Here is a 13,137-nt window from a genome sequence, read left to right on the forward strand (position 1 = left end):
GCAATCTCGAAGTGGATCGATAATGCCTTCCAGGACTGAACAGCTCTCGGTGTTTCCTGCTTTCATGCGCGTGCAAGGCAGGATTGCGGCTGTCTTCGGAAATGGCGACGAAGCATTCGCCAAGACCAGACTGTTGATGAACACCCAGGCCCGCATTGTCGCCTATGCCGACGCTCCCGAACCCGACTACGCCAGATTTCTCGCGGACAACGATATCACGACCGTTCGCCTGGCGTTCGCGCCGGAACAAGTGAAGGGCGCCGTCTTGGTCTTTGCCGCGACGGGCGACCCGGCGGCGGATCGCGAGATCGCAGCCGCTGCGCGCGCCGAAAAGATACCTGCCAATGCAGTCGATCAGCCCGATCACTGCGATTTCTTCACGCCGGCGTTGGTCAACCGCGCCCCGGTTGCAGTGGCCATCGGCACGGAAGGGGCAGGCCCTGTGCTTGCCCAGGTAATTCGTGCCCAGATCGACCAGATGCTTGCGCCGTCGCTCGGCAAGCTGGCTGCTCTCGCGACGAGCTATCGCAATGCTGTCGAGCATGTCGTTCCGCGCGGCGTTGCGCGTCGCCTGTTCTGGCGGCGATTTTTCACCGGCGCCGTTGCCAACGCGGTCGGTGCAGGCGATCTGTCGCAAGCGCGGCTTAGCGCCGACGCGTTGCTACATTCTCCGGAGAAGGTCGACGGCCATGTTTGGCTGGTCGGCGCTGGTCCCGGTGCAGAAGACCTACTTACATTGCGCGCACAGCGCGTGATGATGGAAGCCGACGCGCTCGTCTACGACGCTCTCGTTCCGCAAGAGATCGTCGATATGGGTCGCCGCGATGCCGAGCGTTTTTCTGTCGGCAAGCGCAAGGGCTGCCACTCCAAATCTCAGGAGGAAATCAACGACCTCCTCGTCGAACTCGGTCGCGCCGGAAAGCGCGTTGTCCGCTTGAAATCAGGCGATCCGCTTGTCTACGGCCGGGCAGGCGAGGAGATGGCGGCGCTCAGAAACGCGGGTGTTTCATATGAGATCGTACCCGGAATAACCTCTGCTTTCGCGGCCGCTGCCGACTTCCAGTTGCCATTGACGTTGCGCGGCGTCGCCTCGTCGCTAATCTTCACCACCGGCCATGATCTCACGGGAGATGTGCTGCCTGACTGGGCGAGCCTTGCGATCTCCGGTGCAACCATCGCGGTCTACATGGGCCGCACGGTCGCCGCTTCTGTTGCCGCGCGTCTGATGGAGGCCGGACTGCCGGCGGAGACGACAGTTGCCGTCATCGAGAATGCCAGCCGTCGCGAACGCCGCTTGCTGCACGGTACGCTGAAGGATTTGCCCGATCTCGAATTCCGGGATGAACTGACAGGTCCCGTCATGGTGATCATCGGCGAAGCGGTTGCCGGCGCTAATTTCGACCATTCCGAGCCGCTGGTCCGCAAGGTGACCGTGGCCCAAGAACTTGCAAGGAGCTGACATGGCAGACAAGGTTCTGACCGCCAACCGCCTGACCGACGGCATTTCCGTCTGGCTGAACGCCAACGGGGAGTGGGCCACGTCGCTTCAGGAAGCGCTGGTTGCCCGTCACGAGGAGGCCGTCGCCGCGCTCGAAGCGATTGGCAAGAAATCCTATGCCGACAACAAGGTCGTTGACGTCAACGTCATCGAAGTACATGAAACCAACGGAATTCTATGGCCGTTGCGACTTCGCGAACGCATCCGCGCCGAAGGGCCGACCATGGAATACGCGCCGGGCTACCCGGTTGCCGACCCAAAATTTATTGATGCCTGAGGAAGACGATGTATCGTTACGACGAATTTGACCACGCCTTTGTTGCCGAGCGCGTCGCACAGTTCCGCGACCAGGTCGAGCGTCGCCTATCGGGCGAGCTTTCGGAGGATGCCTTCAAGCCTCTCCGCCTGATGAACGGCGTCTATCTGCAGCTGCACGCCTATATGCTCCGCATCGCCATCCCCTATGGTACGCTGAGTTCGCGGCAGCTGCGCAAGCTCGCGCATATCGCCCGCACATACGACCGTGGCTATGGCCACTTTACCACGCGCCAGAACCTGCAGTTCAACTGGCCGAAGCTCTCGGACATGCCGGCGGTACTTGATGAGCTCTCCTCCGTCGAAATGCATGCGATCCAGACGTCGGGCAACTGCATTCGCAATGTCACCGCCGATCACTTCGCCGGCGCTGCAGCCGACGAGGTCGCCGATCCACGTCCCTATGCCGAGATCCTGCGCCAATGGTCCTCTGTCCACCCGGAATTCTCCTTCCTGCCGCGCAAGTTCAAGATCGCCGTCACCGGTGCCGAGCGTGACCGTGCGGCGATCCAGGTACACGACATCGGCCTGCATCTGAAAAAGAACGACAAGGGCGAGATAGGCTTTGCCGTCTATGTCGGCGGCGGGCAGGGCCGTACGCCGATGATCGCCAAGCTGATCCGCGACTTCCTGCCGGAAGAGGATTTGCTCTCCTATACGACTGCGATCATGCGCGTGTACAATCTGCATGGCCGCCGCGACAACAAATACAAGGCGCGCATCAAGATCCTCGTGCACGAAACCGGTGCCGAAGAACTCGCACGCCAGGTCGAGGTCGAGTTCAATCAGCTCAGGGACACCGAACTGAGGTTGCCGGATGCCGACGTCCAGGCGATATCAGCCTATTTCGCGTTGCCTGATATGCCGGAGCGTCCGGAAGGCTGGGCAAATCTGGCGCGCTGGAAAAAGGCCGATCCGCAGTTTGCGCTTTGGGTCCAGCAGAATGTCCAGCCGCACAAAAACCCTGACTACGGCATGGTGACGATCTCGCTGAAGCCGATCGGCGGCATACCGGGAGACGCGTCCGACGTACAGATGGATGTTGTGGCCGACATTGCCGAGGAATATGCCTTCGATGAAATCCGCGTCAGCCATGAGCAGAATCTGATCCTGCCGCATGTGGCGCTGGCCGATCTCGAGGCGGTTTATCGCGGTCTTGTGTCCGCTGGCCTCCAGACCGCCAATGCGGGCCTTATCACTGATATCATTGCCTGTCCCGGGCTCGACTATTGCGCGCTCGCAAACGCCCGCTCCATCCCGTTGGCACAGGAAATCTCGAACCGGTTCGGCAACGCCGAACGTCAGGCCGAGATCGGTGAGCTGAAGATCAAGATCTCCGGCTGCATCAACGCCTGCGGCCATCATCACGTGGGGCATATCGGCCTGCTCGGCGTCGAGAAGAAGGGCGCGGAACTCTACCAGATCACGCTCGGCGGCTCTGGCGATGAGCACACGTCGATCGGAGAGATCATCGGCCGCGGCTTCGAGCCGGAAAGGGTGACGGATGCGATCGAGACCATCGTCAACACCTATCTCGACCTGCGCCTGAACCCATCGGAAATCTTCCTCGCAGCCTATCGCCGCGTCGGTCCGCAGCCTTTCAAGGATGCGCTCTACGGCTCGGCAGCGGAAGCGGCATAAGGGGATGACAATGACGAAGATCTGGAGAGAAGCCGGTTTTGTCGAAAACGATCCGTGGATTGTCGAGACCGACGAGGTAAAGGCTGCAGGCGAGCAGAAGCCGCTGCTCGACCTCGACGCCATGATTGCAAGGGCTGAAGAAAGCAACGATGTCGGCCTCGGCGTGCTGATCAAGCCCGCCGACGATGTCACCAGGCTGGAGCCCTATCTCTATCGCCTCGAGATCGTCGCGGTGGCCTTTCCGGCATTCAACGACGGCCGCGCTTTCAGCCATGCTTCGCTGCTGCGCCAGCGCCTCGGCTACGCCAACGAGTTGCGCGCGGTCGGCGACGTTTTGATCGACCAGATACCCCTGATGCTGCGCTGTGGGATCGATAGCTTTTCGGTGACCAATGCGACGGCGCTGAAGCGGCTGGAGGAAAATCGGCTGCCTGGGATTCCCCACCACTACCAGCCGACCGCCCGTCACGCCGAAGCTGGTCCGCGCTATAGCTGGCGCCGTCAATCGACCAAGACGGCCTGAACGGCACGCCTGCGGTGCAAGGCTGACGGTCTCTCGCCGCAGCGGCGAACCGGCCTACATATAGGGCAGAAGGACAACGTTGAAACTTGAGCAGGAAATGCATATTTCCTGTGAGGGCTGTGGCGTGGAACGGAATGCCTTTAAATTCCCATGGAAGTATAATATCTGCCTCTCAGCAAGACAGGCCCCAGACGAATGACGGGATCAAACACCGCATGAACGCCCCCGCAAAGACCGAAGAATTTGCCTCCATCGTACCCGCCGGCGTCTTCGCCGAGACGGTGTTGAACGTGACCCACTATACCGACCGCCTGTTCCGCTTCACGATGACGCGGCCGCAGGGCTTCCGTTTTCGCTCGGGCGAATTCGCGATGATCGGGCTCATGGTCGACGGGAAACCGGTCTACCGGGCCTATTCGATAGCCAGCCCTGCCTGGGCCGACGAGCTCGAATTCTTCTCGATCAAGGTGCCGGACGGCCCGCTGACCTCACATCTGCAGGCTATCAAGCCGGGCGATCAGGTTTTGATGCGCAAGAAGCCGACCGGCACGCTGGTGCTCGATGCGCTCACGCCCGGAAAGCGGCTCTACATGTTCTCGACCGGCACCGGCGTGGCCCCGTTCGCCAGCCTGATCCGCGATCCGGAAACCTACGAGAAGTTTGACGAAGTCATTCTTACCCATACCTGCCGTGAAGTCGCCGAACTCAAATACGGTTTCGATCTCATCCACGAAATCCAGCATGACGAGTTGCTGCAAGAAGTAGTCGGTAGCAAGCTCAGGCACTACCCGACCGTCACCCGCGAGCACTACGAATATCGCGGCCGCATTACCGACCTGATGTCCTCGGGCAAGCTCTATACCGATCTCGGCGTTCCAGTACTCGACCCTGCCATCGACCGCGGCATGATCTGCGGTTCGTCAGCGATGCTCAAGGAAACCAAGGAACTGCTCGAAAAGGCCGGCCTCAACGAAGGCGCCAACAACAAGCCGGGCGAATTCGTTATCGAGCGCGCCTTCGTCGGCTGATCCAGCAGACAGGATAGATCAAAAAGGGCGGTTCCGTTGGCGGAGCCGCCCTTTTTCATGCGCTGAGATAGTCGATAAGCGCCCGCATGGATGTGGCAGCCTCTTCGGGTCTTGCCTGCTGTATTGCGCGGATGACGCTGACATGCAGCGATATCGACCGATCCATGCGGCTCGGCGACGCCGTCGAGTACCAGAGCCGGCGTGAATGCGTCTGGACTGGAGCAAGTGCCGCCGTGATGAACACGTTCGGGCAGGCGTCCTCGAGGATTTCGTCGAAAGCCTTGTCTGCAGCGAAAAAGCCGGAGAGGTCTCCGGTGATCGCGCAATCGGACATCATGCGCGCGCAGTCGATCAGTGAGGCGCGTTGCTCCGCATCTGCATACTCTGAGGCAAGAGCAGCGGCGAGGGGCTCCAGCTCGCGCCGCACCTGCATGACATGGGCATGGTCGTCGGGCCTGATCTCGGCTACCTGAAGGCCGACGCGCGGGCGAACAACGATCAACCCCTGCCAGGCAAGCTTCTGGATCGCCTCACGAACCGGCGTGCGTCCGTGGCCTGCCAGCTCGATCAGCTGCTTTTCTGTCACCGGCGCGCCGGGTTTCAAAGCCAGCGTGACAATCAGGTGTTCCAGGGCAAGATAGGCGAGGTGGCTTTGAGAATTCTGCATTTGATCGTTTCTATGCGTGCTCTGATATATCACATATTGACATGTCGCATTTGCGATGGCAAGGTGCTGTGATATATCAGATCAAAGGAGCAGCGATATGTGGCGTGGTGTTTTCCCGGCAGTTACGACGAAGTTCACTGAACACGGCGACCTCGACTTCGCTGAAATGGAGCGCTGCTTCGGCCTTCAGGTCGACGCGGGCGTCGACGGCATCATCGTATGCGGTTCGCTCGGCGAGAACATGACACTCGAGGCCGATGAGAAGATCGAGATCCTGAAACTGGCGCGCACGGTCGCCGGCGTCTGCCCCGTGCTGATGACCATTTGCGAAAGCTCGACGCGGCGCGGCGCGACCGCTGCCAAGGCTGCTGCGAAGGCCGGAGCCGATGGCTTCATGATCCTGCCCGGCGTACCTTACAAATCCAACCCGGAAGAGACCCTGACGCATGTCCAGGCCGTCGCCTCCGCCGGCGGACTGCCGGTCATGGTGTACAACAATCCGATTGCCTACGGCGTGGACGTCACCATCCCGATGTTCGAAGCGCTGGCAAGGAACGATCTCGTTGTCGCGATGAAGGAATCGACAGATGATGTCCGCCGCATCACAGACGTCTTCAACGCCTTTGGCGATCGCTTCGACGTCTTTACCGGTGTCGATAACCTCGCCTTCGAAAGCCTCGTGATGGGCGCGCATGGTTGGGTAGCCGGCCTCGTAGTCGCCTTCCCTAAGGAGACGGTCGCGATCTACAAGTTGATCCAGGCGGGCCGATTGGACGAGGCTCGCGCAATCTATCGCTGGTTCCGTCCTCTGCTCGATCTCGATGTCTCGACGTTTCTGGTGCAGAACATCAAACTCGCGGAAGTTTATGCGATCCAATCGAACGACCGCGTTCGCGGTCCGCGTCTGCCGCTCTCGGGCGAAGCCCGCAGCAAGGTTGTAGCCGTCATCGAAAAGGCACTCGCGAGCCGCCCGGAACTGCCGAAGTTCTGACTAGCTCCTGAATAAATCAAAGGCCGGACAAGTCGTGAGACTTGCCCGGCCTTTGATTATGTTGATTTTTTGATAAACGAACTACCTGCGGATCAGCCGCCCGAGCGCGATCAGAATGCAGGCTCCGATAAAGCCGGCAATCAGATAGGCCACCCAACCACCGCCTAGGCTGATGTGTAGCGCCCCGAGGATGAAGTTGGCGACAATTGCGCCAACGATACCGAGAATAATGTTCATGATTATGCCGGTATTACTGCGCATAAACATTTCTGCGAGCCAGCCGGCGAGACCGCCGATGATGATAGCCGCGATCCAACCTACTTGAGCGTCCTGCATTAAAATACTCCCCATTCGTCCCGAAGACGGTGTAACAATGCAAATATACGCCTAAAAGTTCCATTGTACGGAAAAGAATTGCGCGCGCCACGTTTTCGCGGCCTTCGAAGTCGTATGCGCTCCATCTAACCTATTTTCGATCGCGAAAGCAGGCCCTCAGGTCGGCAAGCTGCTTCTTGAAGTTGGCGGTGACATCGTCCGTCGTATCGATGAACCTGTTGTTTTCGACAGCGTGGACGCGAATGCGACCTTGGCGAAGACATTCTATATGCTGAATTAGGAAGCGCTCCTGCGATCTGCACCATTCCTCGAGTTCCGGATTCCGCATCTCATCAAGCCCTTCGTCCGCATATTTCCGAAGATATTAGCGTGGAAGCTGAAATATCAGCGACAAATGCGCGGACAGTATTCCTCTGTCTAGACTTGGAAAAGTTGTCTAAAAATTCGCAAAAGGCAAGATCAGTCGCCCGCGTTACGTTAGGTGAAGATGCCAATTCACGCAATCTCGCTGGGTATAACTCCACTGGCGGAATGTTTGCGGGCCGATGTCATGCGAATGTCGCTTGCATTGCCGCCGATCTGGAGGAGAATCATGCGGTAGGGAATTGGTGAGACCGTCGACGATAGGCCGACGGGAGCAAACTATGTGTCGACGGTCTCTGCGCTGCGCATCCCCTATCTTCAGCAAAGCCCGTTCGCGGTCAATTGTCCGAGCGTCATCTCTTAGACTTAGTCTGTTCGCCCTGATCGGTTTCAGTCTATGCTTTTTGATCGACGGCAGAAGGTTCAGCGGCGGTCGCAAGCGCCGCCTGGTTGTCGGCGGAGGTGACGGCCGCTGGCAGGGGCGTGCCACGCTTGCGCTCCCGCGCCAGCGTCAGCAGGCCGGAAAAGATGATGAGGACGATCCCGACCGCCATGGGGAAATCGATGGAGTCGTTGAAGATGAGGTAGCCAAAGGCGATCGCCCAGATCATCTGGCTATACTGCGGCGGAGCAACCAGATTGGCCGGCGCAAGCCTTGCAGCATTCATCAACAGCACATTTCCGAAGGCGCCGAGAATTCCATAGCTTGCGAGAAATAGCCATTGGCGAGGCGTGGGCATTGAAAATTCGGAGACCATTAGCAGTCCGCTGATGATGAAGGAGCCGAACAGGGCCGCACCATAGAGTGAGATGCGCTTTTCCGTCGGTCCCATAGCCCTCAACACGACGATCGAGATTGCGCCGCTCAGCCCGCCGATCGCAGCAGCGAGATGGCCGATCGAAAGCTCGCGAAACCCTGGGCGGAGTACGATGAGAACGCCGATAAATCCAATAATCACGGCCGTCCAGCGTTGCCAGCGCACATCCTCCTTGAGGAATATGACGGATAGGATCGTCACAAAGGACGGCAGCAGGAACAGCAGTGCGAACGCCTCTGCCATCGGCAGTTCAGTAAAGGCGACGACCGAGCAAATAGCGCCGATCGCGCCGCAGACAAAGCGCAAAATCCATAGGGCGCGATTGGAGGTCCTTACGACGTCCAGCCAGCCATCGTTCGCGGTCTTCAGGAAAGGGATCGCGGTAAGCGCGAACACGGACCCGATGAAGGCAACCTGATAGGCGGGCAGGGCGCCATGCAAGATCTTGATCGATGCATCGCTGAAGGCGAAGACCGCATAGGACGCGAATGCAATGAGGACACCGCGAAACGGAGAGAGGCCAACGGTCATGATTCTACATCTTGTGATTGATCTGCATTTTCGTGTATGCGCCAGGGCGGCAAGAGGAAAGCGCAATCTTGCATGGTCGGTGAGCAAGATTGTCGCGCTGTCCGAAGTTGTCGGCGACGTAGCTCGGCAGCGACACTGCCTTCGATGACTATCTGAAAAGCCTTCGCCACATTCGCGCACTACGGGCGATCACGAGAAGCGACCGCTATGAGGCAGCTTCTGACAAGCGCTCGGCAAATTCGATTGCTTCAACCAGGCTTTGTTCGTTGGCAATACCCCTGCCTGCAATGTCGAAGGCAGTGCCGTGATCGACTGAGGTGCGGATAATCGGCAGCCCGAGAGTGATATTGACGCCCGAAAGCTCTGTCCATGTGCCGGTGGCAGGATCGACCTCGAAACCGAGCAGCTTGACGGGAATGTGCCCCTGGTCGTGATACATGGCGATGACGGCATCGAATTGTCGGGCTCGAAGCTTCACGAAAACCGTATCCCCGGGAACAGGCCCGATGATGTCGAGCCCGTCCGCGACTGCCGCGGCAATTGCCGGTGCCGAGATATCGATGTCCTGACGGCCGAACAGTCCCCCTTCGCCGGCATGCGGATTGAGGGCCGCGACCGCGATCTTCGGCCGCTCTATGCCGAGCCTGCGTAGCGCCTGATCGGTCAGGTCGATCACCAGCCGGAGCCGCTGCGGCGTCAGGCGTTTCGGGACTTCCTCCAGTGCGATATGGGTCGTGACGTGGCTGACGCGCATATTTCCATGGGCGAGCATCATGACGGAGCCCTTGGCGCCCGTCAGCTCTGCAAGCAATTCGGTATGGCCGGCATAGTGGAATCCCGCCTTGTTCAAGGCTTCCTTATTCAGCGGCGCGGTGACGATGCCGCCGATCTTGCCATCGAGCGCAAGCCGCACGCCTTTCTCTATGGCCTTGAAGGCAAGGCGCCCGGCGTCGGCTGATATAATACCCGGCACGATCGGCTCGCCTTCGCGGTCGGCCTGGATCAAGCAGAGGCTCGGCCAGGCCCCGTCCATTTCAACAGCAGGGATTGGCTGGTCAAATCCGAGCTGCTGTTCGGCAAGGCGCAGGGATGGGCCGCTGCCGATGATGACGAGCCTCAGATCCCCGGACTTAATCCTGTCCTTCAGTCGCAAGGCAGCCTTCAGGATGATCTCAGGTCCGATGCCGGCCGGATCACCCATTGTTATCGCCAAGTGCCGCTTCATCAGTCGGGTTCCTCATTCATTAGGCCGTTTTCTATCAGCAGATCGCGCCAGAGGTTCTTTTCCCCGAAGGCGCCTGACTTCGAGATGACCTCGATACCGTCCCATCGCCCGCCGCGCATGACGGAGCGCGGCACCCCCGGCTCGACCTGACCGACGACATCGAGCGATGTCGCCCCCAGGGACAGGCACACCGCGCGGAGCGTCTCTCCGCCTGCGACGATCAGTGTCCGAGGTTTCTGCAAGCCGCTCGCCACCTCGCCGAATGCGGACATGATGCGCGCCGCCGCTTCCGGTCTCGTCATGTTCGACAGCAGCCCGATATTGAGGAAGGCGACGCCGGAGCTCGCAAGTCGACGGTTAATTTCCTCAACGTCGCTCTCACCGTTGATCGTCATCCGATGCGGCCTGCAGGCCTCGATCTGCACCCGTGTCACACCCTGGTCCGATCCGAAGAACCCGAGGACGGGTTTCTGAAGGGTGTGCGAGGGTTTGATGTGATGGCCGCTTGCGAGAGCCCTTGCCAGGCCACCTGTGCCGCACCACAGGATAGGACCCTGTGCCTGTGCGGCGAGGGATGCGATCTCCAGCAGGTCGGCATCTGTCGCCGCGTCGAAAATTGTAATGCCGTCTCGCAAACCCTCCGCAATTCTGCCGGCACTTGCAGGCGCCCCTTCAGCGCGCAGGCTGGCCGCCAGATCGCCGCCGACATCACGCCACGGGCCGCCATCGGAGCGCGCCCACTGACGTCCATCGAGGGTCCGTCGGCCTTGATGCGGAAAAGCAGGAGCCACAATACAATGGCGCCAAAGGCCGAGCGAAAAGCAGGCGGCAAGTTCCGCGGCCCAAGGTCCCCGCAAGAGACTGTCGACCTTCTTGAAGGCAATGTCGGCTCCCTTGAGAAAGGGCGCAAGCTTGACGATAGTGGCGACGGCATCGGAGGCGGGGAGTTCGCGGGTCCCGGTATCGATGGCCAGACAGGAGGGAGCGTCGGCCGGCTCGTTATTCCACATAACCGCGATCTGGCCGCATAGGCCTGCAAGCTCGGCGGCCGTATCAAGTGCGCCGGTCAGATCGTCAGCAATAAGTCTGAGAAAGGGCATTCCGGATTGTCGTTTTCTGCAAGGCAGCGAACGCCTGAACTGTGCGGGTGTAAATGGCGGCGCATATCGCGCCGCCAAATCACACTCTTCAAACTTCAGCCAGGTTTGTCAATCAGAGCCTTTTGCACAATAGGCCGCAAACAGTTTCCGTGGTGCGCGTGCACCACGTCTCGGCCAACGAGCGCGACCACCGATTTGAAACTTGGCGCAATCATCGCGCGCATTAGCCTGCAGGCACGGACGTTTCAGAATGAGAGTCCGACCGCGTCTGCGCTCTGCACGGTGGTTCGTCCCACCTTCAGGACTCCGTCAAAATTGATCAAAATTCGGTGCCGCTCTACCCGTAGACGAGCAATCATCGGCCCACGCAGGCAGTTCTGCAGGCCATGATTGGAAGTGTCGCTTTGAAAAGTGGACGGAAATTAACTATTTGTTTTAAGGTTAAACGTTTATGACTACTAGGATAGGTTGACTACCCCATAGGTTGTTTGTATACGAATGATGACTGGTTCGTCATTCCTGTTGCCCCATCCATGCCCGGTTGCCAAGCGGTGGGATTGCGAGCCGGTCGCCACCGTTTTTGCTATAAATTCCTGCACAGCGTTTTGTCCGATTTGGGCAAGGCGGCGTTCTTCTGTTGCCAGCGGCATGGGACTTTCCTGACCTTCGTTCATCGGTTGGAACTTGCGTGGCGCGACGGCGTTCTAAAGCGGCCGACATCAATGCTTCGCTGCGTTGAAGAGGGTCGCCGGAACAGGAACGAAACGCCATGTCTCAAAAGCCAAGCTTCTTCTCTTCCTTTGCCAATACCATTGCGAATTGGTCCGGCAAGCCAGCGACATTTGCGATTGCCCTTACGGTCGTCGTTGTCTGGGCTGTCTCGGGGCCGTTTTTCGACTACTCCGAAACCTGGCAGCTGGTCATCAACACCGGCACGACCATCGTGACGTTCCTCATGGTATTTGTTCTCCAGAACTCACAGAACCGGGACGGCAAGGCTCTCCAGGCCAAGCTTGACGAACTGATACTGACAAGCCAGGCATCCAACAAATTTGTCGGCGTCGAAAAGCTTGAGGAAAAGGAACTGCACGAAATGAGCCGCAGCCTGGAAGAGCAGGCCGGCGCAATGGAACGCAGGGCCAAGAAAAAGGCAGCAGCAAAACCAGCGTCATAGGACCGGCGCTGTCTTTCCCAGGTCAGATGGATTGCCTCCTTGCTGGGCTCCACTTCTCGTACGGTGGTGGAAGGTGAACCAGGGCTTGGTCCAACACGCGATCCGCATTATTTTTCAGCCACTTGCCGTTCTGCGTTGCAGCCCTATTTCCTTGTTTAGTAGGAGTGCAAATATGAGCGAAAAAGCGAAACACGGCGTGAGAAATTCGCTGGACGAACGGCGTGAACGGGAGGCAGCGGTCTCAGCCGCCGCATTGAAAATGATCGAGGACGAGGCGCTGGCTCGCGAAATAAAGACCAATCGGTTGCGGGAACTGAGACTTCAAAAAGAGGCAGAGGACAGCAAGCCGCTCAAGAAGGCGAAGTCGCGGGAATAACCTGCGCATCGCGCCTTGAATATTTGTAGCTAATGGGGCCCCATCGTCGTCAACGATGCTTGCAGGGTTCCGCCTTTGCCGATCTGCGAGTGTGCCGATCCTCTCACGAGGGCCAGGCTGAGTACGGCGCCGATCATGCAGACGACAATGGCGAACATGATGATCTTCATCAGGATGTTCCTTCAGAGCGGTCTCGCGTCGTCCGCCTTCCACCGATTTATATCGGCGGACCTTATCCAGATGGTTCCGTCGTCTCCGGTGTGATGGCGGGCAAGCTTGGCGTTTGCGATCGCCTCAAACGCGTACATGAACTTCGTCAATTGCTCCACCGGAACATCCGATGACGACGCCATCTTGTCGATGGCTTCTTCGGTGACGATGACGACCCACGGAGTCTGGTCGTCCAGCATGGCGATATGCGCATTGCCATCCGTCAAAAAAGGGGCTGTTCCTTGTCTGGTAAGCGCCATCCGAAATCTCCCGATTGGACATTATCGTTAGCATGGGACGCGTCATTTGACAGCACCGAGATTTTCTTATTGGCGAAATCT

At 58.9% G+C, this 13,137-nt stretch carries 16 protein-coding genes; 8 read left to right on the forward strand and 8 right to left on the reverse strand.

What is annotated here, in order from left to right; genetic code table 11:
* Nucleotides 1–22: 22 nt before the first annotated feature.
* The 5 genes from cysG (at nt 23) to CPY51_RS21365 (ending at nt 5,005) form a co-directional block, all read left to right on the forward strand.
* On the forward strand, nt 23–1,459 hold the full coding sequence (gene cysG / locus CPY51_RS21345) for a siroheme synthase CysG (RefSeq protein ID WP_111162229.1): 1,437 nt from the start codon (nt 23–25) through the stop codon (nt 1,457–1,459).
* 1 nt (nt 1,460) lies between these two features.
* Entirely contained in the window at nt 1,461–1,775 is a 315-nt protein-coding gene (locus tag CPY51_RS21350) for a DUF2849 domain-containing protein (protein ID WP_111162230.1), read from the forward strand.
* An 8-nt stretch (nt 1,776–1,783) separates the two neighbouring features.
* A complete protein-coding gene (locus CPY51_RS21355; RefSeq protein WP_111162231.1) occupies nt 1,784–3,454 on the forward strand; it encodes a nitrite/sulfite reductase in 1,671 nt (556 codons plus the stop codon).
* Between the two features lie 10 nt (nt 3,455–3,464).
* On the forward strand, nt 3,465–3,977 hold the full coding sequence (locus tag CPY51_RS21360) for a DUF934 domain-containing protein (protein ID WP_111162308.1): 513 nt from the start codon (nt 3,465–3,467) through the stop codon (nt 3,975–3,977).
* 215 nt (nt 3,978–4,192) lie between these two features.
* Nucleotides 4,193–5,005, forward strand: a complete 813-nt coding sequence (locus tag CPY51_RS21365; protein WP_111162232.1) for a ferredoxin--NADP reductase — start codon at nt 4,193–4,195, stop codon at nt 5,003–5,005.
* Between the two features lie 55 nt (nt 5,006–5,060).
* Here the strand turns inward: CPY51_RS21365 and CPY51_RS21370 are convergent, their stop codons facing one another.
* A complete protein-coding gene (locus CPY51_RS21370; protein ID WP_111162233.1) occupies nt 5,061–5,672 on the reverse strand; it encodes a GntR family transcriptional regulator in 612 nt (203 codons plus the stop codon).
* A 97-nt stretch (nt 5,673–5,769) separates the two neighbouring features.
* On the opposite strand from CPY51_RS21370, the gene CPY51_RS21375 reads away from it, so the two are divergent.
* Complete coding sequence (locus tag CPY51_RS21375; protein ID WP_111162234.1) at nt 5,770–6,663, forward strand: dihydrodipicolinate synthase family protein; 894 nt, start codon at nt 5,770–5,772, stop codon at nt 6,661–6,663.
* A gap of 81 nt (nt 6,664–6,744) precedes the next feature.
* Here the strand turns inward: CPY51_RS21375 and CPY51_RS21380 are convergent, their stop codons facing one another.
* The 5 genes from CPY51_RS21380 to CPY51_RS32335 all read right to left on the reverse strand — a co-directional run bounded on the left by CPY51_RS21380 (nt 6,745) and on the right by CPY51_RS32335 (nt 11,686).
* Nucleotides 6,745–6,999 carry a GlsB/YeaQ/YmgE family stress response membrane protein gene (locus CPY51_RS21380; protein ID WP_111162235.1) on the reverse strand — a complete coding sequence of 85 codons (255 nt, stop codon included), beginning with the start codon at nt 6,997–6,999 and terminating at the stop codon, nt 6,745–6,747.
* Between the two features lie 758 nt (nt 7,000–7,757).
* Nucleotides 7,758–8,711 (reverse strand): DMT family transporter, encoded by a 954-nt coding sequence (locus CPY51_RS21390; RefSeq protein WP_111162237.1) that lies wholly within the window; start codon nt 8,709–8,711, stop codon nt 7,758–7,760.
* A 205-nt stretch (nt 8,712–8,916) separates the two neighbouring features.
* Nucleotides 8,917–9,936: a 4-hydroxythreonine-4-phosphate dehydrogenase PdxA gene (gene pdxA / locus CPY51_RS21395; RefSeq protein ID WP_195909591.1), complete on the reverse strand. Its 1,020-nt coding sequence runs from the start codon at nt 9,934–9,936 to the stop codon at nt 8,917–8,919.
* Nucleotides 9,936–11,036 carry a four-carbon acid sugar kinase family protein gene (locus CPY51_RS21400; RefSeq protein WP_111162239.1) on the reverse strand — a complete coding sequence of 367 codons (1,101 nt, stop codon included), beginning with the start codon at nt 11,034–11,036 and terminating at the stop codon, nt 9,936–9,938. Before CPY51_RS21400 ends, pdxA begins: the two co-directional genes overlap by 1 nt.
* Before the next feature lie 458 nt (nt 11,037–11,494).
* Complete coding sequence (locus tag CPY51_RS32335) at nt 11,495–11,686, reverse strand: hypothetical protein (RefSeq protein ID WP_146260153.1); 192 nt, start codon at nt 11,684–11,686, stop codon at nt 11,495–11,497.
* A gap of 119 nt (nt 11,687–11,805) precedes the next feature.
* Here CPY51_RS32335 and CPY51_RS21405 point away from each other — a divergent pair, with 119 nt between their 5' ends.
* On the forward strand, nt 11,806–12,210 hold the full coding sequence (locus CPY51_RS21405; RefSeq protein ID WP_111162240.1) for a low affinity iron permease family protein: 405 nt from the start codon (nt 11,806–11,808) through the stop codon (nt 12,208–12,210).
* Between the two features lie 172 nt (nt 12,211–12,382).
* Entirely contained in the window at nt 12,383–12,586 is a 204-nt protein-coding gene (locus CPY51_RS21410) for a hypothetical protein (protein WP_111162241.1), read from the forward strand.
* A 29-nt stretch (nt 12,587–12,615) separates the two neighbouring features.
* Here the strand turns inward: CPY51_RS21410 and CPY51_RS32550 are convergent, their stop codons facing one another.
* Nucleotides 12,616–12,756: a hypothetical protein gene (locus CPY51_RS32550; protein ID WP_154677738.1), complete on the reverse strand. Its 141-nt coding sequence runs from the start codon at nt 12,754–12,756 to the stop codon at nt 12,616–12,618.
* A 12-nt stretch (nt 12,757–12,768) separates the two neighbouring features.
* On the reverse strand, nt 12,769–13,056 hold the full coding sequence (locus tag CPY51_RS21415; protein ID WP_111162242.1) for a hypothetical protein: 288 nt from the start codon (nt 13,054–13,056) through the stop codon (nt 12,769–12,771).
* Nucleotides 13,057–13,137: the final 81 nt, after the last annotated feature.

The sequence above is a fragment of the Arminella tubonensis genome, assembly GCF_003240585.1.
Lineage (GTDB): Bacteria > Pseudomonadota > Alphaproteobacteria > Rhizobiales > Rhizobiaceae > Rhizobium > Rhizobium tubonense.

Coding starts and splice junctions, on each gene's coding strand:
- cysG (WP_111162229.1), top strand. CDS start 23: ATGCCTTCCAGGACTGAACAGCTCTCGGTGTTTCCTGCTTTCATGCGC.
- CPY51_RS21350 (WP_111162230.1), top strand. CDS start 1,461: ATGGCAGACAAGGTTCTGACCGCCAACCGCCTGACCGACGGCATTTCC.
- CPY51_RS21355 (WP_111162231.1), top strand. CDS start 1,784: ATGTATCGTTACGACGAATTTGACCACGCCTTTGTTGCCGAGCGCGTC.
- CPY51_RS21360 (WP_111162308.1), top strand. CDS start 3,465: ATGACGAAGATCTGGAGAGAAGCCGGTTTTGTCGAAAACGATCCGTGG.
- CPY51_RS21365 (WP_111162232.1), top strand. CDS start 4,193: ATGAACGCCCCCGCAAAGACCGAAGAATTTGCCTCCATCGTACCCGCC.
- CPY51_RS21370 (WP_111162233.1), bottom strand. CDS start 5,672: ATGCAGAATTCTCAAAGCCACCTCGCCTATCTTGCCCTGGAACACCTG.
- CPY51_RS21375 (WP_111162234.1), top strand. CDS start 5,770: ATGTGGCGTGGTGTTTTCCCGGCAGTTACGACGAAGTTCACTGAACAC.
- CPY51_RS21380 (WP_111162235.1), bottom strand. CDS start 6,999: ATGCAGGACGCTCAAGTAGGTTGGATCGCGGCTATCATCATCGGCGGT.
- CPY51_RS21390 (WP_111162237.1), bottom strand. CDS start 8,711: ATGACCGTTGGCCTCTCTCCGTTTCGCGGTGTCCTCATTGCATTCGCG.
- pdxA (WP_195909591.1), bottom strand. CDS start 9,936: ATGAAGCGGCACTTGGCGATAACAATGGGTGATCCGGCCGGCATCGGA.
- CPY51_RS21400 (WP_111162239.1), bottom strand. CDS start 11,036: ATGCCCTTTCTCAGACTTATTGCTGACGATCTGACCGGCGCACTTGAT.
- CPY51_RS32335 (WP_146260153.1), bottom strand. CDS start 11,686: ATGCCGCTGGCAACAGAAGAACGCCGCCTTGCCCAAATCGGACAAAAC.
- CPY51_RS21405 (WP_111162240.1), top strand. CDS start 11,806: ATGTCTCAAAAGCCAAGCTTCTTCTCTTCCTTTGCCAATACCATTGCG.
- CPY51_RS21410 (WP_111162241.1), top strand. CDS start 12,383: ATGAGCGAAAAAGCGAAACACGGCGTGAGAAATTCGCTGGACGAACGG.
- CPY51_RS32550 (WP_154677738.1), bottom strand. CDS start 12,756: ATGAAGATCATCATGTTCGCCATTGTCGTCTGCATGATCGGCGCCGTA.
- CPY51_RS21415 (WP_111162242.1), bottom strand. CDS start 13,056: ATGGCGCTTACCAGACAAGGAACAGCCCCTTTTTTGACGGATGGCAAT.